The organism is Duganella sp. GW821-FHT01E12 (assembly GCF_059422325.1).
On record NZ_JBWKWR010000016.1, the window covers coordinates 20,226 to 43,187 of the forward strand.

Here is a 22,962-nt window from a genome sequence, read left to right on the forward strand (position 1 = left end):
GCAAGTTTTTACACAATCAAGCAACATCCTTGACGGTCTGTAAATGGTCGCAGGCGATGGCCGTGCTCAGGAACAGCTGTCCGTTCAGCTCGCGCAGCAGTCCGGTGCCGCGCAGCCGGTCCAGCACCGGCCCCTTCACCTCGGCCAGATGCAGGCCGATGGCGCGCCGTTTGAGACGCTGGTTCAGCTCCACCAGCTCGTACAGCGCGGTGGTGTCGATCGAGCTCACCGCCGACATCACCAGCACCAGGTGGCGGGCGCTGGGATGGGTGGCCAGTTCGCATTCGATGCGCTCGGCCACCGCCTCCATATTGCCGAAGAACAGATTGGCGTCGATGCGCAGCACCAGCAGTTCCGGCCGGGTTTCGGCCGGATAGCGTTCGACATTGCGGAAATGCTCGGTGCCGGCGATGCGGCCCAGCACCGCGATGTGCGGCCGGCTGGCGCGCCAGATCAGCGTGCCCATCGACAGCGCCACGCCGACCACCACGCCCGCCTCCACGCCCAGCACCAGCACGCCCAGGCAGGTGGCGGCCCAGGCCAGCACGTCGCCGCGGTCGTACTGCCAGGCGGTGCGCACGATGTCCAGTTCCAGCAGGCCCAGCACGGCGACGATGATGGTGGCGGCCAGCACCGGCAGCGGCAGCAGCGCCAGCCAGCCGGTGGGCGCGATCAGCGCCGCGGCCAGCAAGGCGGCGGTGACGATGCTGGCCAGCGGCGTGTGGGCGCCGGCGGCGAAGTTGACGGCGGAACGCGACAGGCCGCCGGTGACGGGGAAGCCGCCGCTCAGCGCGCTGGCCACGTTGGCCGCGCCCAGTCCGATCAGCTCGTGGTTGCTGACCAGCTTTTCGTTGCGCTTGAGCGCCAGCGACTGCGCCGACGACATCGACGTCAGGAAAACGATAAAGCCGATCAGCAGCCCCGGTTGCAACAGCGGTTTCCAGTGCGCGCTGGAGCTGGCCAGGTTCAGGTGCGGCAGGCCGCTGGGGATGGTGCCGGTGGCGCGCACGCCCAGCGCGGCCAGGCCGGTGGTGGCCATCAGCACGATGCCGGCCAAGACCACCGCCATCGGCATCAGCTTGGCGGCGATCTCGGCCGCCGCCGGGCGCATGCCGCAGCGCTTCAGCAGGCCGGCCAGGTATATGCGCGACAGCACCAGCACCACCAGCGCACCGACGCCCAGCACGGCGCTGGGCGGATGCACGCCCGGCAGCTCGGCGCCGAGCAAGGTGCGCAGCTGGCCGAACGTGATCACCAGTGCCGATCCAACGGTAAAGCCGCTCATCACCGGACGGGAAAAGAAGTTGGCCAGGAAGCCCATGCGCAGCAAGCCGCACAGCAGCAGCGCCGCGCCGGAGATCAGCGCCAGCTGCGCCGCCAGCACGCCGGCCAGCGCGGAACCGGCCGGCGCCAGCGGGCCGATCACGGTGGCCGTCATCAGCGCGATGATGGCCATCGGCCCCACCGACTGCGTCATGCTGCTGCCGAACAGCGCGTAGGCGACGGGCGGCAGGATGCTGGCATAGATCCCCGCCACCGGCGGCAGGCCGGCCACCAGCGCGTAGGCGGTGCCCTGCGGGATCATCATCATCGCCACCACCAGGCCGGCGGAAATATCGCCGACCAGCAGTTCGCGCCGGTAGTGCTTCAACCAATGCAGCATTGTCTGTCCGTGGAGCTGGAAAATACCGCCAGTCTACGCGATCAACCATCCGCAGCCCAGCCCCTAGCACGTTTTTTACATAAGCTAATCTGAAAAACGCATAAGGCCGGCCGCCGTCAGCGCGGCGGCAGCGACGCCTGCACCGCTTGCAGGATTTCCAGCGACAGCGCGTCGTCGTCCACCGCGCGCGACAGCACGATGGCGCCGACCAGGGCGGCGTAGGTCGCCACGGCCTGGCGCCGCTTGTCGGCATCGCCGGCGCCCGGCATCAGCTGTTCAAGCACCGCCATCTGGCCGTTGACGCCTTCGGTCAGCGCGTGGCGCGCCTTGGGGCCGAGACGCGCGATGTCGGCGCCCAGCGAGGTCACGGAACAGCCGCGCGCCGGGCCGTCGCGGTGCGCGACCGACAGGTAGCCGGCGCCTATCTTGTCCAGCGCGGTGTCCGCGTCCTGCTCCACGTAGCCCTGCCAGCGTTCGACCGAACGCTTGAGCGCATGCGCGGTGGCCTCGGCCAGCAAGTCCTCCTTGGACGCGAAATGGCCGTAGAAGCCGCCGTGCGTGAGGCCGGCGTTCTTCATCAGGTCGGCCACGCCGATGCCGTCGTACCCTTTTTCGCGGAACAGCCGCGCAGCCGTTTCCACGATGCGCTCGCGGTTGAGCGCCACTTGCTCCCTGCTGACCTTCATATTCGCCTCCGTCGTCACATGCATTGACATCATACATTATGAGCGTAATATATCAATCATTACGACCATCATTTAAAAGGAGTGTTGCCATGAAAGCTGTGATCAGTGCCTATGCCCGTTCCCCCTTCCACTTCGCCCGCAAGGGCAAGCTGGCCGAAGTCCGTCCCGACGACCTGGGCGCCCAGGTCGTGCAGGGCCTGATCCAGCGCACCGGCCTGGACCCGAAGCTGCTGGACGACGTGATCCTCGGCTGCGCCTACCCGGAATCCTCGCAGGGCAACAACCTGGCGCGCGTGGTCTCGCTGCTGGCCGGCTTTCCGCACGAAGTGCCTGGCATGACGGTCAATCGTTTCTGCGGCTCGTCGATGTCGGCCATCCACATCGCCGCCGCCCAGATCGAGGCGGGCCTGGGCGAGGCCTATCTGTGCGTGGGCGTCGAGTCGATGACGATGGTGCCGCAGGGCGGCTACAACTTCTCGCCCAACCCGCAGCTGCTGGCCGCCTACATCAGCATGGGCGACACCGCAGAAAACGTCGCCCGCAAATACGAGGTGGCGCGCGCCGACCAGGAACTGCTGGCCTTCCAGTCGCACCAGAAGGCAGCCAGCGCCCGCGCGGCCGGCCTGCTGAAGGATGAAATCGTACCCATCGCCACCGCCACCGGCGAAGTGGTGGCCGAAGACGGCTGCATCCGGCCCGGCACCACGGTCGAAGCGCTGGCCGGTTTGAAGCCGGTGTTCGATCCGGAGCACGGCGTGGTCACGGCCGGCACCTCGTCGCCGCTGACCGACGGCGCCTCGGCGGTGCTGGTCACCAGCGAAGCCTTCGCCCGCAGGCATGGCCTCACGCCCAGCGCGCGCATCGTCGCGATGGCGGCGGTGGGCTGCGATCCGGCGCTGATGGGCATCGGCCCGATCCCGGCGACGCAAAAGGCGCTCAGGCTGGCCGGCCTGCAGGCCAGCGATATCGACGTGGCGGAGATCAACGAAGCCTTCGCCTCGCAGGCGCTGGCCTGCGTGCGCGAGCTGGGGATACGTCCGGAGGTGTTGAATATCGACGGCGGCGGCATGGCCATCGGCCACCCGCTGGGTGCCACCGGCGCGCGCATCACCGGCAAGGCTGCTGCGCTGCTGGCGCGCACCGGCGGCCGCTACGCGCTGGCCGCCCAGTGCATCGGCGGCGGCCAGGGCGTGGCGACGGTGCTGGAGAAGTTCGTCCCGACGGCTTGACACCGCGCGATTTTTTAACCACTATCTCGCAGGTGCAATAAGCACCGTCACCAATTGAGGTTGCCCTCCCCCAACGCTCGCTTCCCTGAGCCTACCCGCATGACACAACGCCGCCGCCAGGGCGGCATGTAGCTTTGTGCCTTGCGGGTCGATTAACACTGATCGTCAGTGTCTCCCTTTTTATTTGTTGTACATCTTGGCGCCTGTGCGCTGAAGGAATTCCTATGATTTATGACGTCGTCATTGCCGGCGCCGGGCCGGTCGGCCTGTTTCTCGCTTGCGAGTTGCGCCTCGCCGGCATCCCGGTGCTGGTGCTGGAGCGGGCCGAAGACCCGCGCTCTCCCCTGAAACGGCCGCCATTCGGCATGCGCGGCTTATCGGTGCCCACCGTCGAAGCGTTTTATCGGCGCGGCCTGCTGAACGACATCGCGCCCGCATCGCAGCCGCGTCCCCAGGCCGGCCATTTCGCCGGCATCCCGTTCGACCACGCCAACGTCGACGCCTCGCAATGGCCGTACCGCCTGCCCACCCCCGCCGACACCAATATGGCGGCCGACATGGAACACATCGAAACGGCGCTGGCCGCACGCGCCGGCATGATGGGCGCGGAGATCCGGCGCGGCGTCGAGGTCGAAGGCTACGAGCAATCCGGCGATGAAGTGGCGATACACGCCGGCGGCCACACCGTCCGCGCGCGCTGGCTGGTCGCCTGCGACGGCGGCCGCAGCGCGGTGCGCAAAGCCGGCCGCTTCGCGTTCGGCGGCACCGGGCCGGAATTCACCGGCTACTCCGTTCAAGTGGAATTGGCCGACCCGGAAAAACTGCGCGCCGGCCGCCACTACACACCGACCGGCATGTACTTCCAGTCCCGGCCAGGCACGATAGCGATGGTCGAATTCGACGGCGGCGCGTTCCACCGCACGCAGCCGGTCACGCTGGAACAGGTGCAGGCGGTCCTGCGCCGCGTCTCCGGCACCGACGTCACGCTCACCGCCCTCCACCTGGCGACCACCTGGACGGATCGCGCCTGCCAGGCCGCCAATTACCGCGACGGGCGGGTGCTGCTGGCCGGCGACGCCGCGCATATCCACTCGCCGCTGGGCGGACAGGGACTCAACCTCGGACTGGGCGACGCGATGAACCTGGGCTGGAAGCTCGCCGCCACCATCCGCGGCACGGCGCCGGCCGGCCTGCTGGACAGCTATTCGAGCGAACGCCATCCGGTCGGCGCGCAGGTGCTGGACTGGTCGCGCGCCCAGGTTGCGCTGATGCGCCCAAGCCCGCAGGCGCGCGCGCTCGAAGCCATCGTCCGCGACCTGGTCGGCACGCGCGACGGCGCGACCTACTTCGCCGGGCGGGTCTGGGGTGTCGGGCTGCGTTACGATCTGGGAGGCGGCCATGCGCTGACAGGCCGCAGCGCGCCCGACTTCGAACTGGCCGACGGGACGCCCCTGGGCGAACGGCTAGCCGCAGGACGCGGCCTGCTGCTGGACTTCGACGCCAGCAAGCCCTGGCAGGCAATGGCAAGCCGATGGGGCGACCGCATCGCGTATGTCGGCGGCGGCGTCAAGGACAGCCTTGGTTTGAGCGCAGTGCTGGTGCGCCCCGACGGATGCGTGGCCTGGGCCGGCGAGGCTTCGCCTGTCGCGGAGGATCTCGCCGCAGCTGCGGCGCGCTGGTTCGGCGAACCGCGGCGGCAGAACCCCGCCGGGACTTAAGCCTGTTCGGCCAGCTCGATGCAGTTGCGGCCCATGCGCTTGGCGCGGTGCAGCGTCGCGTCGAGCCGGTCGAGCACCGTGCCGCTGCCCTCGTCCGCCCCCACCTGTGCCACGGCCAGGCTGACCACCACGCCGGTGGTGCGCGGCAGGTCGGCTTCGGCGATCGCCGCGCGCAGCTTTTCCGCCAGCCGCATGGCGTCGGCCGCCGTGGTGTGGGTGGCGATCAGCAGGAACTCGTCGCCGCGCATGCGGGCCAGCAGGTCCGAGGTGCGCAGCCGGCTCTTGACGATGTCGGCCACCGCGCGCAGCGTCGGGTCGCCGACCGGGGAACCGTATAAATCGTTTTCGGACTGGAAGCTGGCGACGTCGAACGACAGCACCGCCAAAGGCAGGCCGTAACGGCGGGCGCGGCGGATTTCGTTGTCCAGCATGTCCTCGCCGGCGCGCCGGTTGGCGGCGCCGGTGACGCTGTCGATGGTGCTGATCAGCGAAATCTGGCCGGTCAGTTCCTCGTTCCGGTGCCTTAATTCGCTCATGCCCAGGCCGAAGCTGACAAACTGCGCCAGGCTGGCGAAGCAGGCGAACTGCTCCCGCGAGAAGGTGATGTGGCGGTCGAACATCAGGCAGATCGCGCCCATTTCCGGGCTACCCGGCTCGGTACGCAGCGGCAGCGCCAGCACCATGCGCACGCAGCGGTCGTGCAGCAGCATGGCCAGTTCCGGGTCGCCGGCTTTTTCCGGCGCGTCCAGCAGCACCATCTCGCCGCGCGCCACCGCCAGCAGCGGCGGGAAGATGTCGCGCAGCGGCGATTGCAGCAGGCGGTCGCGCCGTTGCAGCAGGCGCGCCAGGTCCAGGTGGTTGCGCGACTCCTGCGCCACCAGTTGCAGGTCGCCCCGCTCCTTCATGTGCAACACGGCGGTGTGGCGCACGCCGGGGAAGTTGCACAGCGCCAGGCAGATCTGCGCCGACATCGATTCGATGGTGTCGATGCCGCTCAGCGCGCGCTGCAGGCTGCGCTGCACGCCCAGCAGGTCGCGCAGCTCTTTTTCCTTGTCCAGCAGGGCTTGCTGCAGGGCGGCGGCGGCATCGGCCGGCACCGCCAGCGCCTGCTGCACCGCCTGTTGCAGCTCGTCGCTGAGCACCGGGCAGATGCGGTAGTCGAACTGGCCGTAGGTCATCAGCTCCGGCAGCCATGCGCTGTGCTCGTAGGAACACAGCACCAGCACCGGCGCGCCGGCGCGGCCCCGTATCAGCGCGCCCACGCCCGCCAGCTCGCTCAGCTGCTCGTAGCCGTTCAGATCCAGCACCAGCAGATCCACATGACGTTTGCCCAGGGCCGCGGCCGTGGCTTCGACGTTCTCCGCCATGGTCAGCTGGGAAAACAGCTCTCCGCAGCAAGCCTGAAACTCCGAGCGCCGCTCGCCTGTGGCGTTAAAAAATACGCCTACACTATGGGTCCGATCCGACATCATGTTGCTCCTACGCATGCTTTTAATATAAAAAATGTATCCCCTCTGCTAGTGTGCCATAAAGTTCATAATTAGCAATATTTTTTGTAATAGAGATCAGACTATTTCCATAAGAAACTTATTTGCGTGGCCGTTATGCCGCATGTGTGAGCGAGCGCACCGTCTTGCCGCGCACTGCCGCCAATACTGTCCGTTCGGAGGACAACATCATGGCAGACATCAAGCACCCGTCGGATCCCGGCGCCGGCAGCATGCAGCGCGAGATCCAGCAGCACCAGGACCAGGCCGACGAGCGCGGCAAGCATGAGCCGCGCGCCAGCCAGATCGGCGATCGCCAGGGTCCGGTGCAAACCACGCAGCACGACTACCCCGGCACGCCGCTGCCCGCCCAGCACCTGGAGAAACCGGGGCTGGAGGCGGACATGCAACTGAAGCCGGAATTCCTGGCACCCGCCTACTGCGGCAGCGGCAAGCTCGATGGCATGGTGGCCATCGTCACCGGCGGCGATTCCGGCATCGGCCGCGCCGTGTCGGTGCTGTATGCGCGCGAAGGCGCCGACGTGGCCATCGTCTATCTGGCCGAGGAAGAGGAAGACGCCAACGACACCAAGCGCTATGTCGAAGCGGAAGGCCAGAGCTGCCTGCTGCTGCCCGGCGACGTGCGCGACCCGGCGTTCTGCCGCGGCGCCGCCGAACAGGTGCACCAGCACTTCGGCCGGCTGGACATCCTGGTCAACAACGCCGCCTTCCAGGAGCATGCGGGTTCGCTGACCGAGCTGACCGAGGAACGCTTCGACCTGACCATGAAGACCAACGTCTACGGCTACTTCCACATGGCCAAGGCGGTGCTGCCCTACCTGAAGCGGGGCGCGGCCATCATCAACACCGGCTCGGTCACCGGCCTGAAAGGCTCGAAGCACCTGCTGGACTACTCGACCACCAAGGGCGCGATCCACGCGTTCACGATGTCGCTGGCGTCCAACCTGCTGGAGCACGGCATCCGGGTCAACGCCATCGCGCCCGGCCCGGTGTGGACGCCGCTCAATCCGTCCGACGCGCCGCCCGACAAGGTGGCGCAGTTCGGCGCCGGCACCGACATGCAACGGCCCGCGCAACCGCAGGAACTGTCGCCGGCCTATGTGTTCCTGGCCGCGCCCTGCTGCTCCAGCTACATCACCGGTATCGTGCTGCCTGTCACCGGCAGCGTCGGCGAGTGAGCCATGGCGGCGCGGGCCTTATGGAAAGGCGCCATCAGCTTCGGCCTGGTGCACATTCCGGTCGAGATGTATTCGGCCGTGCAGGAGCACGAGCTGGATCTGACGATGCTGGACCGGCGCGATTTTTCGCCGGTCGGCTACAAGCGCTATAACAAGAACACCGGCAAGGAAGTGACCTGGGACGACATCGTCAAAGGCTACGAGTATCAGGACAACGAGTACGTGGTGCTGTCCGACGCAGACCTCAAGCGCGCCAACGTCGAGGCCACGCAGACCATCGACATCCTGGCCTTCGTCGACGCGGCCGATGTGCCGCTGACCTACTTCGAGCAGCCCTATTATCTGGCGCCGTCGCGCGGCGGCGCCAAGGTGTATGCGCTGCTGCGCGAGACGCTGCGCAAGGCCGGCAAGATCGGCATCGCCACGGTGGTGATCCGCACCAAGCAGCACCTGTGCGCGCTGGTGTGCGTGGACGACAAGATCGTGCTCAACACGCTGCGATACGCGAACGAGATACGCAGCGCGGAGGAATTGAAGCTACCGCCCGCCACGATGAAGGCGGCCGGCATCAGCGACAAGGAGCTGCAGATGGCGCTGTCGCTGGTGGAAGGCATGAGCGAGCCGTGGAAGCCGGAGCAGTACCACGACACCTACAAGGATGACGTGCTGGCGCTGGTGAAGAAGAAGGTGAAGGCCGGCCAGACCAAGACCATCACCACCGCCGAGCCGGAAAGCAAGGCGGCCAAATCGTCGAACGTGGTGGATCTGGTGGCGCTGTTGCAGGACAGCCTGGGCAAGCGGCCGGCCAAACGCCGGCGCACCAAGGCGGCGGCTTAGTGGCAGCTTAGCGGTGGCTTAGCGGCGGCGGGCTTTCCAGCCCAGCGCCGCCAGGCCGGCCAGCAGCATGGCGTAGGTTTCCGGCTCAGGCACCGGAACCGGCACTTCCGTGACCGTTATCGAAGTCAGCGCGCCGTTCGCGCCCATCATCGCGTGGGTCGCGGTGGAGGAATAGGTGTAGTAAAAATTCGACCGGTTGAAACTGGCGAAGTCCAGCTGCCCCGGCATGGTCGAGGCGCTCAGGGCCAGACCCGAGGTATCGAAAAAGTTCACCGCCATCATCTGCGACGCGTAGGCGTTGGCCGAGACGTTGGCGATGCCGAAGCTGTCCGCCCCGCCCAGGGCGGCGGCGTTGTCGGCGACCTGCACATTGGTGCTGCTGTAGTTCGCGCCGCTCAGGGCGATGCTGGCGTCCAGCGTGTTCTGGGCCGCGGGCGCGGCGTACATCGCGGTGCCGCCGTTGTTGCTGACCAATCCGGTAGCGGTGTCGTAGCTGAAATGGCCGGTAATGATGTCCCCGACCGAGACGGTGCTGCCCGACAGGCTGCTTGAAAGAACGGGGCCGCCGTCGAACGTCAGCGGCGAGAATTCGACCATTTCCTGGATGGTTGCCGTGAAATCAAATTGGTAGACGGCAGCCTGGGCCGAACCGAACAGGCTCAAACCGGCTAGCAAAACGGGCAGCTTTTTCATCTGGGAAGTCCTGGAATATGTGTCGATCCATCATTAAAACATCAACAACAACCATTGTCAATATTAAATAATAATTTCACCACAGAAACTACTGACTAGCGCTTCCCTGGCTTGTATCCCATGAGGCGCATGGCGGCCGCCAGCCCCTTCGTGGACTTCGCGTAATCGGCCCAGGGCGCGTTGCCGGCATCGAGACGCGTGTGGACATTGGCGACCGTCCACTGGTCGGCGCCATGCAGGCCGTCCAGCTCATCCCAGGCCACCGGCACCGAAATGCCCAGGCCGGGCCGGCTGCGCGCCGACCACGCCGCGACGGTGGTGGCGCCCCGGCCATTGCGCAGATAGTCGATGAAGATTTTGCCGACGCGGTTGCGCGGCCCGCTCTTTAGCACGAAACGCTCGGGCACATGCTCCGCCAAGTGGGCCACGATGGCCTGCGAGAAGTCCTTGACGTCGTCCCAACCGTAGCCCGGCCTGACCGGCACCACCACATGCAGGCCCTTGCCGCCGCTGGTCTTCAGGAAGGCCGGCAGGCCCAGTTGTTCGAGGAAGGCGCGCAGCAGCTGGGCCGCCTCCTGCATCTGCGTCCAGCCGACGCCCTGGCCTGGGTCCAGATCGAACACCATGCGGTTGGGCTTTTCGTAGCTGGCGGCGTTGGCGTTTTGCGTGTGCAGCTCCACCACGTTCCACTGCGCGGCCGACAGCAAGCCCTGTGCGGTGGAGATCTCCAGCAGCGGCGGATGGTCGGGATCGAGCGCGGGAGCCAGCTGTTTAACGCCGGGCAGCTTGCCGGTGTCGGCGTGCTTCTGGAAGAATAGCTCGCCGCCGACGCCGGCCGGCGCGCGCACCAGCGAGACCGGGCGTCCCTTCAGATGCGGCAGTATCAGCGCGCCTACCAGCGCGTAGTAGCGCACCAGCGCGATCTTGGTGGCGCCGCTTTGCTGGTCGATCACGCGGTCGGGATTGGTGATCTTGAGTGAGGCGGGCAGCTTGCCCTGCACTGTGCTTGTAGCTTGCATGTCTGCTTGCTCCTTCAGGTGGGCCGGCACCTCGCGCACGATGGCGGCGGCCTTTTTATCCTTGCGCAGGCCCTGGAAGACGGCGTGGCGAATCGAACCCGCATGCGTCCATTCGCCGAAGCGCACTTCCGCCACCAGCGCCGGCTTGAGCCAGTGGGCCTTCTTGTCGATCTCGCGGCTGGGGGCGAACGGACTCCTGCCCGCCGCCAGCTTGTCCATTTTGGCTTTGATGTCGTTCAGCGTGGCGGCGTTGAAGCCGCTGCCCACGTTGCCGGCGTAATGCAGCTTGCCGTCCTTGTCGTAGACGCCCAGCAGCAGCGAGCCAAAGCCGCTGCGCGAGCCTTGCGGATCGGTGTAGCCGCCGATGACGAACTCCTGCCGCTGGCCGCATTTGAGCTTGATCCAGCTGCCGCTGCGGCGCGCCGTGTAAGCGCTGTCGCGCCGCTTGCCGATGATGCCTTCGAGGCCCATGCGGCACGCGGCGACGATGATCTCCCGTGGCGCGGCTTCCAGCGTGGCGCTCAGGCGGACGGAATCCGAGACCCTTTTATCGAACAGCGCTTGCAGGATCGCGCGCCGCTGCTCCAGCGGCATGTGGCGCAGGTCGCGGCCATCGTGGAACGGGATATCGAACAGGAAGTAGACGATGTCGGCGGGGTTGTCCTCGTCGAAGGCGTTTTGCAGCAGGCCGAAGTCCGGGCGGCCGTTGTCGTCGTGGACGACGATTTCGCCGTCGTACCAGCCGTCCGGCAGCTTCATTCTGGCGAGGGCCGCGTGCAGCGTCGGCAGGCGGTGCGTCCAGTCGTTGCCGTTGCGGGTGATCAGGCGTATGCCCTTGCCGTCGATGCGCGCCAGCAGGCGGTAGCCGTCGAATTTGATTTCGAACAGCCAGTCATCGGGCATCGATGGCGGCGCGTCGACCAGCGTCGCCAGCTGGGGCGACAGCGTTTCCGGCATGTCGCATTTGGGCGCGTCCGACAAGGCTTGCGCCGCCGCGGGCGATGGCAAGGCATGGGCATGCGTTTGCATTGTCGTGCCGACTGCGGGCGGCAGCGCCTTCACGCTGTCAGGCATCTCGTCCACCACGCTGAACTCATCGGCCGGACGTGCGTAGTCGTCCTTCTCCTTGATGAGCAGCCATGGCTCCTGCTTCCCGCCCTTGCCGTGCATGCGCACCAGCACCCAGTGGCCGTGCATCTTGTGCCCCGCCAGTTCGAACTTCAGGTTCCCCGCCGCCAGCGCCTTGCGTGGATCGACCAACGGCCACCACACGCCGCGATCCCATATGATCACCTTACCCGCGCCGTACTGCTTCGGCGGGATCGTGCCTTCGAATTCGTTGTACGAGATCGGATGGTCTTCCACATGCACGGCCATGCGCTTGTCGCGCGGGTCGTAGCTGGGGCCTTTGGGCACAGCCCAACTCACCATCACGCCATCGAGCTCCAGGCGGAAATCGTAATGCAGTCGGCTGGCCCAGTGCTTTTGAATGACGAAGGCGCGCGCCTCGCCGCCCTCCTCCCCGCCTTCGGCCGGTTCGGGCGTGATCGCGAAGTTACGCTTGGACTTGTAGGTTTTCAGCGAGTCTGCCATGACAGCAGATTATGCTCCCGTCGCCGCCCACTCTGTGCGCGGACGAACATGTAAGCAATCCGGAGAGCTTGTAAGCGAATGTAAAGCCCGTCAACGAGGCCGATCCGGGCCGCGTTTTTCGCTCAGTGACACGGGAATTGTCCCGGCTCTAAATCAACCTGAATGAGGATTTCATCATGAACAAACTTATCGCTACCCTGATCGCCGGCCTGTTCGCTACCGCAGCTTTTGCACAGACCCCAGCAACCGCTCCAGCCGCTCCTGCCGCTCCTGCAGCCGTGAAAGCCGAAGCCAAGACCGCCGCCAAAGCCGACGCCAAAGAAACCAAGGCCGCCGTTAAAGCCGATGCGAAAACCGCCAAGGTAGAAGCCGAAGCCAAGAAAGACGTCGCCGTCGCCAAGGCCGATGAAAAAGCCGACAAGGCTGACGCCCACGCCAAGGCCACCAAGACCAAAGCCAAAGCCCACGCCAAGGCCGAAAAAGCCGAAGCAGCAGCCGCACCGGCACCAGTCGTAACGAAGTAATTGCGTAGCTTGCGGCGGCCCCCAGCCCGCCGCTGACGTAAAAAAACCCCGCCAGCCCGAACGCGATCAAGCTCGCGCTCAGAACTGGCGGGGTTTTTCATTGGTAGTTCAGCTTATTGCTGCGCGACCTTTTGCGCCGCGTTGGCGCCATCCCAGCCGCCACCCAGTGCGCGGATCAGCGCCACGGTGGTCACCGCGCGATTGCCGCGCAGTTGAACCGCGCTGCGTTCCACCGACGCCAGGTTGCGCTGCGCGTCCAGCAGATCGAGGTAGCTCGAACGGCCGGCCGTGTACAGCTTCTGCGCCAGATCGGCCGAACGGCGCGCCGACACCACCGCATCTTCAATCTGCGCGGTCTGGCCGGCCAGGATGCGCAGGCCCGCCAGGTTGTCTTCCACTTCCGCGAAAGCCACCAGCACGCTCTGGCGATACGTTCCGACCGATTCCTCAAGCGCCGCTTCGCTGCGCGTGATATTGGCCTTGTTGCGGCCACCGTCGATCAAAGGCATCGACATCAGCGCGCCCAGCACCCACGAACGGCTGCTCCACTTGAACACGTCGGCGACGGTATTGCCCGAGGCGCCGCCGGCGTTGGCGTTCAACACCAGCGACGGGAACATCGCCGACTTGGCCACGCCGATGCGGGCGTTGGACGCCTCCATCGTGCGCTGCGCCGCGGCGATATCCGGACGGCGCTCCAGCAGCGACGAAGGCAGGCCCGCAGGAATCACCGGCAGCAGCGCGGTATCGAGCAGCGGGCTGGCGCCGGCCGTGTAGCTGGCCGCCGGTTTGCCCAGCAGGACCGCCAGTGCATGCTCGGTCGTCACGCGCTGGCGTTGCAGGCCGATGGCTTCGGCGCGCGAGGTCGCCAGTTCGGTCTTGGCGCGAGACAGGTCGAATTCGCCGATGTCGCCCAGGTCGAAGCGACGCTGGTTGACCTTGACGTTTTCTTCGCGGGTCTGCACCGTGCGGTTCAGCGTTTCCAGTTCGGCGTCGGTGGCGCGCAGACGGAAATAGGTCTGCGCCACGTCGGCTTGCACCGACAGCAGCACCGAACGATAGGTCGCTTCCACGGAAGCGGCGTCGTTGCGGGCGGCGCTGACGTTCGACGAGACGCGGCCGAACAAATCGACCTCGTAGCTGGCCGTCAGGTTGGCGCTGAACGCCTTGCCCGGAGCGACCGGCGTACCGGCCGGCAGTCCAAGCGCCAGGTCGGACTGGCGCTGACGCTGCGCGCCGACGTTGACGCCGACCTGCGGAATGCGATCCGCCTCGGCGATGCCGGCGATGGCGCGGGCCTGCTTGACGCGGGCTGCGGCCACGGCCAGGTTGGCGTTGGCGCGGGTGGCCTCGGCGATCAGCTCATTGAGAGCCGTATCGTTGAAGGCCAGCCACCACTCGCCGCGCGGCTGCGCTTCGGCGGCTTGCGCCTGTTTCCAGGTGCTGCCGTCGGCGGCGACCTTGACGGCCGCCGGCAGCTGCGATTCCTTGAACGCGGCCGGCACGTCCATCGCAGGCTGCTTGAATTCCGGCGCGGCGCATGCGGTCATCAGCAAGGCGGCCAATACAGGCGCCACACCCTTGGCGATCATATGCAGCTTGTTCATCGAGGTGCTCATATTAATGGCTTCCTTCCAGTTTCACCGCGGCGGCGTCGCCGGCCACGGCAGGTTTTTTCTTCTCCAGGCGCACGGCCAGCTTACGCAGCAGGACGTAGAACACCGGCGTCAGGAACAGGCCGAAGAAGGTCACGCCCAGCATGCCGGCAAACACCGCCACACCCATCGCATGACGCATCTCCGCACCCGCACCGTGCGAGAACACCAGCGGCAGCACGCCCATGATGAATGCGATCGACGTCATCAGGATCGGACGCAGACGCTGACGGCAAGCTTCCAGCGCCGCTTCGACGATGGTGCGGCCATGGTGTTCCAGTTCGCGTGCAAACTCCACGATCAGAATCGCGTTCTTCGAGGCCAGACCAACCAGCACGAACAAGGCAATCTGCGTAAAGACGTTGTTGTCGCCGTGGGTGAGCTTCACGCCGACCAGCGCGCAGAAGATCGACATCGGCACGATCAGGATCACCGCCAGCGGCAGGGTCCAGCTTTCGTATTGGGCGGCCAGCACCAGGAACACCAGCAGCACGCACAGCGGGAACACATACATCATCGTGTTACCGGACAGGATGTCCTGATAAACCAGCTCGGTCCATTCGTAGCCGATACCCTTAGGCAGGACTTCGTTGACGATCTTGGTCATCTCGGCCTGCGCTTCGCCGGTCGATACGCCAGGTGCGGCGCCGCCATTGATTTCAGCAGCGACGTAAGCGTTGTAACGCTGTACGCGATCCGGGCCATAGCTGTCCTTGACGCGCATCAGCGACGACAGCGGAATCATCTCGCCCTTGTTGTTGCGGACTTTCAGCTGGGCGATGTCTTCCGCGTGCGAACGGAACTGCTTGTCCGCCTGTACGCGCACCTGGTAGGTACGGCCAAACTGGTTGAAGTCGTTCACATACAGCGAGCCCAGATTGATCTGCAAGGTCTGGTAGATCGTCTGCAGCGGCACGCCCAGTTGCTTGGCTTTCGAACGGTCGATGTCGGCGAACAGCTGCGGCACGTTGATCTGGTAGCTCGAGAAGACGCCGGCCAGTTTCGGGTTCTGCCATGCCTTCATCTGCACCGCTTGCACCGCCTTGTACAGCGCGTCGTAACCCAGGTTGTCGCGGTCTTCGATCATCATCTTGAAGCCGCCCGTGATACCCAGGCCGCTCACCGGTGGCGGCGACAGCACCAGCACGAAGGCGCCTTCGATCGCACCCATGCGCTTGTTGATCTCGCCGGCGATCGCCTCGGCCGATTCGCTGGCCTTGGTGCGTTCCTCGAACGGCTTCAGGCCGACAAACACGATACCTGCGTTAGGCGCGTTGGTGAAGCCGTTGATCGACAGGCCAGGGAAGGAAATCGAGTTGTCCACGCCTGGGATGTCCTTGGCGATGTCCGACATCTTGCGGATGACGGCGTCGGTGCGGTCCAGCGAAGCGGCGTCCGGCAGCTGCGCGAAGCCGATCAGGTAACCCTTGTCCTGCGGCGGCACGAAGCCGGGAGGCACCACCTTGAACATGAAGCCCGCGGCGACGGCCAGCACGGCGTACACGATCAGCGAGCCGCCCTTGCGTTTCAGCGCGCCTTTGACTCCGCCTTCGTAGTTGTGCGAAGCGCGGCCGAAGAAACGGTTGAACCAGTTGAAGAAGCCACCGAACACCTTGTCCATGACGCGGGTCAGCGCGTCCTTCGGTGCGTCGTGCGAACGCAGCAGCGATGCGGCCAGGGCCGGCGCCAGCGTCAGCGAGCTGAATGCCGAGATCACGGTCGAAATGGCGATGGTCAGCGCGAACTGCTTGTAGAACTGGCCGGACAGGCCCGACACGAACGCGATCGGCACGAACACGGCGCACAGCACCAGCGCGATAGCGATAATCGGGCCGCTCACCTCTTTCATCGCCTGGATGGTCGCGTCATGCGGCGTCAGGCCGTTGGAGATATTGCGCTCGACGTTTTCCACCACCACGATGGCGTCATCGACCACGATACCGATGGCCAGCACAAGGCCGAACAGCGACAGCGTGTTGATCGAGAAGCCGAAGCCCAGCATCACGGCGAAGGTACCGACCACCGACACCGGCACAGCCAGCAGCGGGATCAGCGAGGCACGCCAGGTTTGCAGGAAGACGATCACCACCAGCGCCACCAGGATGACGGCTTCGATCAGGGTGTGGATCACGGCGTCGATCGACTGGCGCACGAATTGGGTCGGGTCATATACAACGCTGTACGTGACGCCTTCCGGGAAATCTTTCGACAGACGCGCCATGGTCGCGCGGACGTCGGTCGACAGTTGCAGCGCGTTGGCGTTCGGCGCTTCGAAAATAGGAATCGCCACCGCCGACTTGTTGTTCAGCAGGGACCGGAGCGCGTACGAGTTCGAACCCATTTCAAGACGGGCCACGTCCTTCAGCAGCGTCACCGCGCCGTCGGCGTTGGTCTTGAGGATGATGTTGCCGAATTCCTCGGGGCTCTTCAAGCGGCCCTGCGTGTTGACGGTCAGCTGGAAGTCCGCGCCCTGGCTCGGGCCCTGGCCGATCACACCGGCGGCCACCTGCACGTTCTGCTCGCGCACCGCGTCGACGACGTCGCCGGCGGTCAGGCCGCGCTGCGCCACCTTCTGCGGATCGAGCCAGACGCGCATCGCGTAGTCGCCCGAACCGAACAGCTGCACCTCGCCCATGCCGGGCAGGCGGGCCAGTTGGTCCTTGATGTTCAGCACCGCGTAGTTACGCAGATACAGGTCGTCGTAACGGCCGTTCGGCGATTGCAGGTGGACCACCATCGTCAGGTTGGGCGACGACTTCACGGTGGTCACGCCGATCTGGCGCACCTCTTCCGGCAGACGCGGAAGCGCACGCTGGACGCGGTTCTGCACCTGCGTTTCGGCCTGCTCGACGTTGGTGCCGATCTTGAAGGTGACGGTCAGCGCCAGCGCGCCGTCCGAGGTGTTTTGCGAGGACATGTACAGCATGTTCTCGACGCCGTTGATCTGTTCCTCAAGCGGCGCGGCCACGGTTTCGGCGATGATCTTCGGATTCGCGCCCGGATACTGCGCGCGCACCACGATCGACGGCGGCACCACGTCCGGGTACTCCGAGATCGGCAGCTTGAAGATCGCTATCAAGCCGGCGACGAAGATGATGATCGACAGTACCGCCGCAAAAATCGGCTTGTCGACAAAAAATCGAGAGATGTTCATATTGTTTTATTCCTTGGAAGTGCCGGTCTTGGCTGCGACCGCCGCTACTTTTTCATCTTTTTTAACTTCGGGTTTGGCCACGTTGGCTGCCAGCGGATCGGAATCCATGGCGACCACGGTCGGCGAAATCGGCGCGCCGGGACGTACCCGCTGCAGGCCGTTGACGACGATCTTCTCGCCAGGCTTCAAGCCGTCGCGCACCACGCGCAGGCCGTCGATTGCAGGTCCCAGGGTCACAGGGCGGTACTCGGCCTTGTTGTCCTTGTCGACCACGAACACGAACTTGCGGTCCTGGTCCGTGCTGACGGCGCGGTCGTTGATCATCAGCGCCGACTTGGCGCCGGTGGAACCGGCCAGCTGCACGCGGGCGAACAGGCCGGGCACCAGCATGCCGTCGGTGTTGGTGAAGGTGGCGCGCATGCGCACCGAGCCGCTGCGCGGGTCGAGCTGGTTGTCGACGAATTCCAGCTTGCCCTCGTGCGGGTAGCCGGTTTCGTTGGCCAGGCCGATCTTGACGGTGGCCGGCTTGCCCTGGTGGGCGGCGGCGCCGACGCGCAGGTATGTTTCTTCATCGCCGTCGAAGGAGGCGTAGATGCGCTCCAGCGAGACCACCGAGGTCAGCACCGCCGAAGCGTCGACCAGGTTGCCCAGCGTGATTTCAGCCTTCGACACGCGGCCGTTGATCGGCGACGTCACCTGGGTGTAGCTCAGGTTCAGCTTGGCCGCTTCGTACTGGGCTTGCGAGGCGCGGGCGTCGGCGTCCAGCTGCTTCAGGCTCGACGCCAGGGCGTCGTATTCGCGCTGGGCGATGGCTTTGTCGGCCAGCAGCTTCTCGGCGCGGACCAGTTCCACCTTGGCCAGTTCGGCCTTGGCGCGGGCCGAGCCGGCCGCCGCTTCGGCGCGGTTGGCTTCGGCCTGGAACGGACGCGGATCGATGACGAACAACACTTCGCCCTTCTTCACTTCGCTGCCCGGCTTGAAGTTGATGGCGGTGATGAAGCCGCCCACGCGCGGACGGATCTGCACTTGCTCGATCGCTTCCAGGCGGCCCGAGAACTCCTGGGTCTCGGTGATGGTTTTCTCGACGACCACTGCGGCCGAAATCGGAGGACCGCCGGCGGCTGCCGGTGCTTCAGCTGTCTTGCCGGTCGCGTCGTCGCAACCGGAGAGGCCGAAAGCGGCCAGTCCCGCCAGCGCCATAGCGGCGGCCAGCGGCCGGGCTACGACGGTGAGTTGTTTAATGGTTTTCATGTTTATTCCCTTTTATATGAAAATAATTAATAGAAACGGCGGCACCGGTTGCCCTCAACGAATTGCGAGAAAACACGGTACTAGCGCCCCGCCGGCAAGCCAGTGGGGACGTGATTGCAGATACTGCTTAAAGGTTGGGGAACCCTATGCGGCTGGCGGCGTCTCTGACCGTTCCAGGCCAGCGATGAAGCTGGCGATTTCTCCCAGCGCGTAACACTTGCACGCGCATTCGTTGCGCGCCCCAGCTTCGTTCAGGGGCGCAGCCGGCATTCGGTTGACGGTGGTCTTGACTCCACAGGCGATCAACTTGGCGCCATATTGTTCCGCTTCGTCGCGCAGCGGGTCGTCTTCGGCCGACAGGATCAGTGCCGGCGGCAGGTTCTTCAAACGGCTCGACTGCAACGGCGAGGCGTACGGATGGGTACGGTCGGCGGCGTTCGGCAGGTAACCGCGGTAGGCCGCCGCGCAGGCGTCGGCCACGTCCAGCAGGTCCGGCGCGTTCTGCATCTCGCGCATCGACCAGGTGCTCAGGCCCGGATCGAGCATCGGCATCACCAGGATCTGGCCGGCCAGCGCCGGGCCGCCACGATCGCGCGACATCAGCGAACACACCGCCGCCAGGTTGGCGCCCGCCTCGATGCCGGCCACCACCAGGCGCTTGCCGGTCCAGCCCAGCTTGGCCTTGTGCTTCTTGGTCCAGTTCAGCACGGCGTGGGCGTCCTCGACGGCCGCCGGGAACGGCTGCACCGTCGCCAGCGTGTACGCCGTGGCCAGCACCGCGCTGTCCTGGTTGTCGTCGGCCATGTGGCGCAGGAACATGTCGGCATCGTCCAGGTCGCCGCTGTTGAAGCCGCCGGCGTGGAAGAACACGATCAGCGTGTCGCGCTTGGCGCCGGCCTCGCCGCTGGTGTACAGGCGGGCGGCCAGCGGGCCCTCCGCGCCGCGCACCTCCAGGTTGCGGACTTTGATCAGGTCCGACAGCTGCGGCAATGGCTCGACGTCCGCGCTCATCGCTGCACCGTGTCCGACGCGCTGGACAGCATGGCGGTGTCGGCGCAGGCGATGGTGTCGCCGGCGGCCGCCTCGGTCAGGGCACGAACGCCGGTCGCTTCGGCCTTGGCCGCCTGCGAGTAGGCATCGGTATAGACCACGCTTGCCAGGGCGACCGAAGTCAGCGCCAGGGCGATCGTCGTAACAATTCCATTCCGATATTTCATGTTGAACCCCTTTCCTTCCGTGTACTTTCTTGGTGCAGTACAGCAATCTTAAACTTGATCTACAATCTGATAAATACCGCAATGTCGAATTGATTGTTCAGGATTCCGAACAATGGGATGGAAAGATGAATAAACTGCAAGCGATGGAAGTGTTTGTCCAGGTGGTCGACGCCGGCGGCTTCACGCGCGCGGCCGACAACATGCAGCTGCCCAAGGCCACCGTCTCGACGCTGATCCAGGCGCTGGAGGCCACGCTGTCGGTCAAGCTGCTGCACCGGACCACGCGCCAGGTCAGCGTGACGGCCGACGGCGCCGCCTATTATGAACGCTGCCTGCGCATTTTGTCGGACGTGCGCGAGGCCGAGGAATCGCTGTCGCGCACCCGGCTCAGCCCGAGCGGGCGGCTGCGGGTGGACGCGCCCACCGGCCTGGCCAGCGACGTGCTGATCCCCGCCCTGCCCGACTTCTTCACGCGCTATCCGGACATCCAGCTGGAACTGGGCTGCAGCGACCGCACCATCGACCTGATCGAGGAAGGCGTCGACTGCGCGGTGCGCGGCGGCGTGCTGGGCGACTCCAACCTGATCGCGCGGCGCGTGGGCATCCTGCAGTTCGTCACCTGCGCCACGCCGGACTACCTGAACCGCTACGGCCGCCCCGCCCATCCCGACGAGCTGATGCGCCACCGCTGCGTGAACTATTTTTCCTCGCGCACGGGCAAGCTGTTCGACTGGGATTTTTCGCGCGACGGCCACCGCATCCAGGTCGCGCTGCCCGGCCACATCGCCGTCAACGACACCAACGCCTACACGGCGGCCGGCCTGGCGGGGCTGGGCATCGTGCAGATGCCGAACTTTATGATGGAGCCCATGCTCAAGGACGGCCGCTTCGAGCAGCTGCTGGCCGACTGGAGCACCGACCCGCTGCCGGTGCACGTGGTCTATCCGCAGAACCGCCACCTGTCGGCCAAGGTGCGGGTGTTTGTCGAATGGGTCGCCGAACTGTTTTCCAACCATCCGGGCATGCGCCTGCCGAAAGCCCCGCCGCCGGCGCGCCCGATTCCCTTTGAGGTCGCACTATGACTGATATTCACCGCATCGTATTCCTCGACCGCGACAGCGTGATCGCCACCATCCGCAAGCCGGCGTTCGCGCACGAGTGGAGCGAATATCCGGCCACCCGCGCGGCCGACGCCATGCAGCGTTTGCGCGACGCCCGCGCCACCATCGCCATCACCAACAAGGTGCCCTTGCGCGCGGCCGACCTGGCGCAGCTGCCGGAACTGAAGATGATCGCGGTGGCGGCCACCGGCACCGACGTCATCGACCTGGCCGCGTGCCGCGAGCGCGGCATCGTCGTCTCCAACATCCGCAACTACGCGGTGCACACGCTGCCCGAGCACACCTTCGCGCTGATCCTGGCGCTGCGCCGGCAGCTGGTGGCCTACCGCGCCGATATCGAAGCCGGCTTGTGGCAGAAGTCGGAGCGGTTCTGCCTGTTCGGCCATCCGATCTCGGACCTGGCGGGCAGCCGTCTGGGCCTGTTCGGCTACGGCGCGCTGGGGCGCTCGGTGGCGCAGATCGCGCGCGCGTTCGGCATGGAGGTGATCGTGCATACGCGCTCGCCGCTGCCGGACGCCAGGGCCGACGGCGTGCGCGAAGCCGGCTTCGACGAAGTGCTGGAGACCTCGGACATCGTCAGCCTGCACCTTCCGCTCAACGACCAGACGCGCAACATGATCAGCGCGAAAGAGCTGATCCGCATGAAGCGCAACGCGCTCTTGATCAACACCGCGCGCGGCGGGCTGGTGGACGAAACCGCGCTGGCCGACGCGCTGCGCAGCGGCGTGATCGCCGGCGCCGGCTTCGACGTGCTGGTGAAGGAACCGCCGCCGGAAGACAACGTGCTGCTCAAGCTGCGGCTGCCGAACTTCATCCTGACGCCGCATTCCGCCTGGGCCAGCTCGCAGGCGATGCAGGTGCTGGCCGATCAGCTGATCGACAATATCGAAGCGTGGGTGGCGGGCGCTCCACGGAATATGGTGGGCTGAATATTGAATTCAGTCACTAATATTTCCGTTTGTGACATTTTGTGATGTTTCAAAGAAGGCAAAATGCTAAGCTGCCGCCGGTTCTTTGGAAACCGTACAAAATTCACAAAAGAGAGAAATATGAAAGCATTCAGTATTCCAGTATTTGTCGCTGTCGCAGCATTGATTTCCGGCTGCGCCGGCATGGATGCCAGCAAAATGACCTACAGCAGCCAGTTGCAAGTCAATACGCCGCAAAAGGCTCAAGACTGCTACGACGCAGCGGTGCTGCTTGGCGCCGACGTGACACGTACCAAAGACATTACAAAAAAAGTGCTGGTCGCTGTTGATGCCACGGTAGAGACTGAACAAGACAAGTCGATCAAGGCACAGCGCAATCGTCACATCGGTCTGTTGGTAGGCAGTGGCGGCGAAGAGCTGTTCATTAACTGGAACGCCATGGGCCCGGAACAGACTTATGTGACCGTCGCCACCAAGACCGGTTTCGTCGGCGGCGCCGGCCAGAAGGCATGGTCGTGCCAGATGGTCGACGAGATGGTAAAAATGGTGAAATAAAGCCTCTTTGCCTCCCCCTCTTCAGGCGGGAGGCATCGACACCTTGACGCAGAAAAGAGAATCCAAATGACCATGCGCAGCGCCGCCGTAGCCACGCTACTCATCCTGCTGAGCGCTTGTTCGACGACGAGTACGATCAGCGTCATCGAAACGAAATACCAGACGAATCAGCCAACGTGCCAGGTCACCTTCTTCAAGAAAACCAAGCCGGAGCGGGAATTCGAAAAACTGGCGCAGATTGAATCACACGTACAGCGGAATATCTTCTTTGGAGGCGATGCCAAACTAGAAGACGAAGCATACGCCGAGCTAAAAACCAAGACCTGCAACCTGGGCGGAAATGCCGTGATCATCAACGACTACGTCGAATCGCGCGCCGCTGAGTTTTCTCACGTTCACGTCTGGGCAACACCCATCAAATTGCTGTGACAC

General features: G+C 65.1%; 19 protein-coding genes. 9 read left to right on the forward strand and 10 right to left on the reverse strand.

All coding sequences use genetic code 11. From position 1 onward, the window contains the following. Positions 1-16: 16 nt before the first annotated feature. Both AC07WS_RS28450 and AC07WS_RS28455 read right to left on the reverse strand, forming a co-directional pair. Positions 17-1,663: a SulP family inorganic anion transporter gene (locus tag AC07WS_RS28450; protein ID WP_494732299.1), complete on the reverse strand. Its 1,647-nt coding sequence runs from the start codon at positions 1,661-1,663 to the stop codon at positions 17-19. A 116-nt stretch (positions 1,664-1,779) separates the two neighbouring features. Next, entirely contained in the window at positions 1,780-2,349 is a 570-nt protein-coding gene (locus AC07WS_RS28455) for a TetR/AcrR family transcriptional regulator (RefSeq protein WP_494732300.1), read from the reverse strand. An 89-nt stretch (positions 2,350-2,438) separates the two neighbouring features. On the opposite strand from AC07WS_RS28455, the gene AC07WS_RS28460 reads away from it, so the two are divergent. Both AC07WS_RS28460 and AC07WS_RS28465 read left to right on the forward strand, forming a co-directional pair. Then, the gene (locus AC07WS_RS28460) at positions 2,439-3,578 is read left to right on the forward strand and encodes a thiolase family protein (protein ID WP_494732301.1); all 1,140 of its coding nucleotides are present in this window, start codon (positions 2,439-2,441) and stop codon (positions 3,576-3,578) included. A 224-nt stretch (positions 3,579-3,802) separates the two neighbouring features. Continuing rightward, entirely contained in the window at positions 3,803-5,296 is a 1,494-nt protein-coding gene (locus AC07WS_RS28465; protein WP_494732302.1) for an FAD-dependent monooxygenase, read from the forward strand. Here AC07WS_RS28465 and AC07WS_RS28470 read toward each other — a convergent pair. Then, positions 5,293-6,663, reverse strand: coding sequence for a diguanylate cyclase (locus tag AC07WS_RS28470; protein WP_494732303.1), 1,371 nt, complete (start codon positions 6,661-6,663; stop codon positions 5,293-5,295). The two genes, AC07WS_RS28465 and AC07WS_RS28470, sit on opposite strands and share 4 nt — an antisense overlap. Before the next feature lie 311 nt (positions 6,664-6,974). On the opposite strand from AC07WS_RS28470, the gene AC07WS_RS28475 reads away from it, so the two are divergent. Further along, positions 6,975-7,982, forward strand: coding sequence for an SDR family oxidoreductase (locus tag AC07WS_RS28475; RefSeq protein WP_494732304.1), 1,008 nt, complete (start codon positions 6,975-6,977; stop codon positions 7,980-7,982). Positions 7,983-7,985: 3 nt separating this feature from the next. Then, the gene (gene ku / locus AC07WS_RS28480; RefSeq protein WP_494732305.1) at positions 7,986-8,819 is read left to right on the forward strand and encodes a non-homologous end joining protein Ku; all 834 of its coding nucleotides are present in this window, start codon (positions 7,986-7,988) and stop codon (positions 8,817-8,819) included. Between the two features lie 18 nt (positions 8,820-8,837). On the opposite strand, the gene AC07WS_RS28485 is transcribed toward ku, so the two are convergent. Both AC07WS_RS28485 and ligD read right to left on the reverse strand, forming a co-directional pair. Next, a complete protein-coding gene (locus AC07WS_RS28485) occupies positions 8,838-9,512 on the reverse strand; it encodes a PEP-CTERM sorting domain-containing protein (RefSeq protein ID WP_494732306.1) in 675 nt (224 codons plus the stop codon). A gap of 95 nt (positions 9,513-9,607) precedes the next feature. Continuing rightward, positions 9,608-12,124: a DNA ligase D gene (ligD, locus tag AC07WS_RS28490; RefSeq protein ID WP_494732307.1), complete on the reverse strand. Its 2,517-nt coding sequence runs from the start codon at positions 12,122-12,124 to the stop codon at positions 9,608-9,610. 176 nt (positions 12,125-12,300) lie between these two features. Here ligD and AC07WS_RS28495 point away from each other — a divergent pair, with 176 nt between their 5' ends. Next, on the forward strand, positions 12,301-12,648 hold the full coding sequence (locus tag AC07WS_RS28495) for a hypothetical protein (protein ID WP_494732308.1): 348 nt from the start codon (positions 12,301-12,303) through the stop codon (positions 12,646-12,648). A gap of 113 nt (positions 12,649-12,761) precedes the next feature. Here AC07WS_RS28495 and AC07WS_RS28500 read toward each other — a convergent pair whose 3' ends face one another. The 5 genes from AC07WS_RS28500 to AC07WS_RS28520 form a co-directional block, all read right to left on the reverse strand. Continuing rightward, the gene (locus tag AC07WS_RS28500; RefSeq protein ID WP_494732394.1) at positions 12,762-14,255 is read right to left on the reverse strand and encodes an efflux transporter outer membrane subunit; all 1,494 of its coding nucleotides are present in this window, start codon (positions 14,253-14,255) and stop codon (positions 12,762-12,764) included. A 13-nt stretch (positions 14,256-14,268) separates the two neighbouring features. Further along, positions 14,269-17,457 (reverse strand): efflux RND transporter permease subunit, encoded by a 3,189-nt coding sequence (locus AC07WS_RS28505; RefSeq protein WP_494732309.1) that lies wholly within the window; start codon positions 17,455-17,457, stop codon positions 14,269-14,271. A 6-nt stretch (positions 17,458-17,463) separates the two neighbouring features. Then, the gene (locus AC07WS_RS28510) at positions 17,464-18,708 is read right to left on the reverse strand and encodes an efflux RND transporter periplasmic adaptor subunit (protein WP_494732310.1); all 1,245 of its coding nucleotides are present in this window, start codon (positions 18,706-18,708) and stop codon (positions 17,464-17,466) included. 144 nt (positions 18,709-18,852) lie between these two features. After that, a complete protein-coding gene (locus AC07WS_RS28515; protein ID WP_494732311.1) occupies positions 18,853-19,719 on the reverse strand; it encodes an alpha/beta hydrolase in 867 nt (288 codons plus the stop codon). Then, positions 19,716-19,925: a hypothetical protein gene (locus AC07WS_RS28520; RefSeq protein WP_494732312.1), complete on the reverse strand. Its 210-nt coding sequence runs from the start codon at positions 19,923-19,925 to the stop codon at positions 19,716-19,718. The genes AC07WS_RS28515 and AC07WS_RS28520 overlap by 4 nt, the downstream gene beginning before the upstream one ends. Positions 19,926-20,050: 125 nt before the next feature. On the opposite strand from AC07WS_RS28520, the gene AC07WS_RS28525 reads away from it, so the two are divergent. From AC07WS_RS28525 to AC07WS_RS28540, 4 genes are all read left to right on the forward strand, one after another. Then, entirely contained in the window at positions 20,051-21,007 is a 957-nt protein-coding gene (locus AC07WS_RS28525) for a LysR family transcriptional regulator (protein WP_494732313.1), read from the forward strand. Beyond that, entirely contained in the window at positions 21,004-21,975 is a 972-nt protein-coding gene (locus tag AC07WS_RS28530) for a D-2-hydroxyacid dehydrogenase (protein ID WP_494732314.1), read from the forward strand. Before AC07WS_RS28525 ends, AC07WS_RS28530 begins: the two co-directional genes overlap by 4 nt. A gap of 120 nt (positions 21,976-22,095) precedes the next feature. Continuing rightward, positions 22,096-22,530 carry a hypothetical protein gene (locus tag AC07WS_RS28535; protein ID WP_494732315.1) on the forward strand — a complete coding sequence of 145 codons (435 nt, stop codon included), beginning with the start codon at positions 22,096-22,098 and terminating at the stop codon, positions 22,528-22,530. A gap of 66 nt (positions 22,531-22,596) precedes the next feature. Then, a complete protein-coding gene (locus tag AC07WS_RS28540) occupies positions 22,597-22,959 on the forward strand; it encodes a hypothetical protein (RefSeq protein WP_494732316.1) in 363 nt (120 codons plus the stop codon). Positions 22,960-22,962 lie beyond the last annotated feature (3 nt).

Coding starts and splice junctions, on each gene's coding strand:
- AC07WS_RS28450 (WP_494732299.1), bottom strand. CDS start 1,663: ATGCTGCATTGGTTGAAGCACTACCGGCGCGAACTGCTGGTCGGCGAT.
- AC07WS_RS28455 (WP_494732300.1), bottom strand. CDS start 2,349: ATGAAGGTCAGCAGGGAGCAAGTGGCGCTCAACCGCGAGCGCATCGTG.
- AC07WS_RS28460 (WP_494732301.1), top strand. CDS start 2,439: ATGAAAGCTGTGATCAGTGCCTATGCCCGTTCCCCCTTCCACTTCGCC.
- AC07WS_RS28465 (WP_494732302.1), top strand. CDS start 3,803: ATGATTTATGACGTCGTCATTGCCGGCGCCGGGCCGGTCGGCCTGTTT.
- AC07WS_RS28470 (WP_494732303.1), bottom strand. CDS start 6,663: ATGGCGGAGAACGTCGAAGCCACGGCCGCGGCCCTGGGCAAACGTCAT.
- AC07WS_RS28475 (WP_494732304.1), top strand. CDS start 6,975: ATGGCAGACATCAAGCACCCGTCGGATCCCGGCGCCGGCAGCATGCAG.
- ku (WP_494732305.1), top strand. CDS start 7,986: ATGGCGGCGCGGGCCTTATGGAAAGGCGCCATCAGCTTCGGCCTGGTG.
- AC07WS_RS28485 (WP_494732306.1), bottom strand. CDS start 9,512: ATGAAAAAGCTGCCCGTTTTGCTAGCCGGTTTGAGCCTGTTCGGTTCG.
- ligD (WP_494732307.1), bottom strand. CDS start 12,124: ATGGCAGACTCGCTGAAAACCTACAAGTCCAAGCGTAACTTCGCGATC.
- AC07WS_RS28495 (WP_494732308.1), top strand. CDS start 12,301: ATGAACAAACTTATCGCTACCCTGATCGCCGGCCTGTTCGCTACCGCA.
- AC07WS_RS28500 (WP_494732394.1), bottom strand. CDS start 14,255: ATGAACAAGCTGCATATGATCGCCAAGGGTGTGGCGCCTGTATTGGCC.
- AC07WS_RS28505 (WP_494732309.1), bottom strand. CDS start 17,457: ATGAACATCTCTCGATTTTTTGTCGACAAGCCGATTTTTGCGGCGGTA.
- AC07WS_RS28510 (WP_494732310.1), bottom strand. CDS start 18,708: ATGAAAACCATTAAACAACTCACCGTCGTAGCCCGGCCGCTGGCCGCC.
- AC07WS_RS28515 (WP_494732311.1), bottom strand. CDS start 19,719: ATGAGCGCGGACGTCGAGCCATTGCCGCAGCTGTCGGACCTGATCAAA.
- AC07WS_RS28520 (WP_494732312.1), bottom strand. CDS start 19,925: ATGAAATATCGGAATGGAATTGTTACGACGATCGCCCTGGCGCTGACT.
- AC07WS_RS28525 (WP_494732313.1), top strand. CDS start 20,051: ATGAATAAACTGCAAGCGATGGAAGTGTTTGTCCAGGTGGTCGACGCC.
- AC07WS_RS28530 (WP_494732314.1), top strand. CDS start 21,004: ATGACTGATATTCACCGCATCGTATTCCTCGACCGCGACAGCGTGATC.
- AC07WS_RS28535 (WP_494732315.1), top strand. CDS start 22,096: ATGAAAGCATTCAGTATTCCAGTATTTGTCGCTGTCGCAGCATTGATT.
- AC07WS_RS28540 (WP_494732316.1), top strand. CDS start 22,597: ATGACCATGCGCAGCGCCGCCGTAGCCACGCTACTCATCCTGCTGAGC.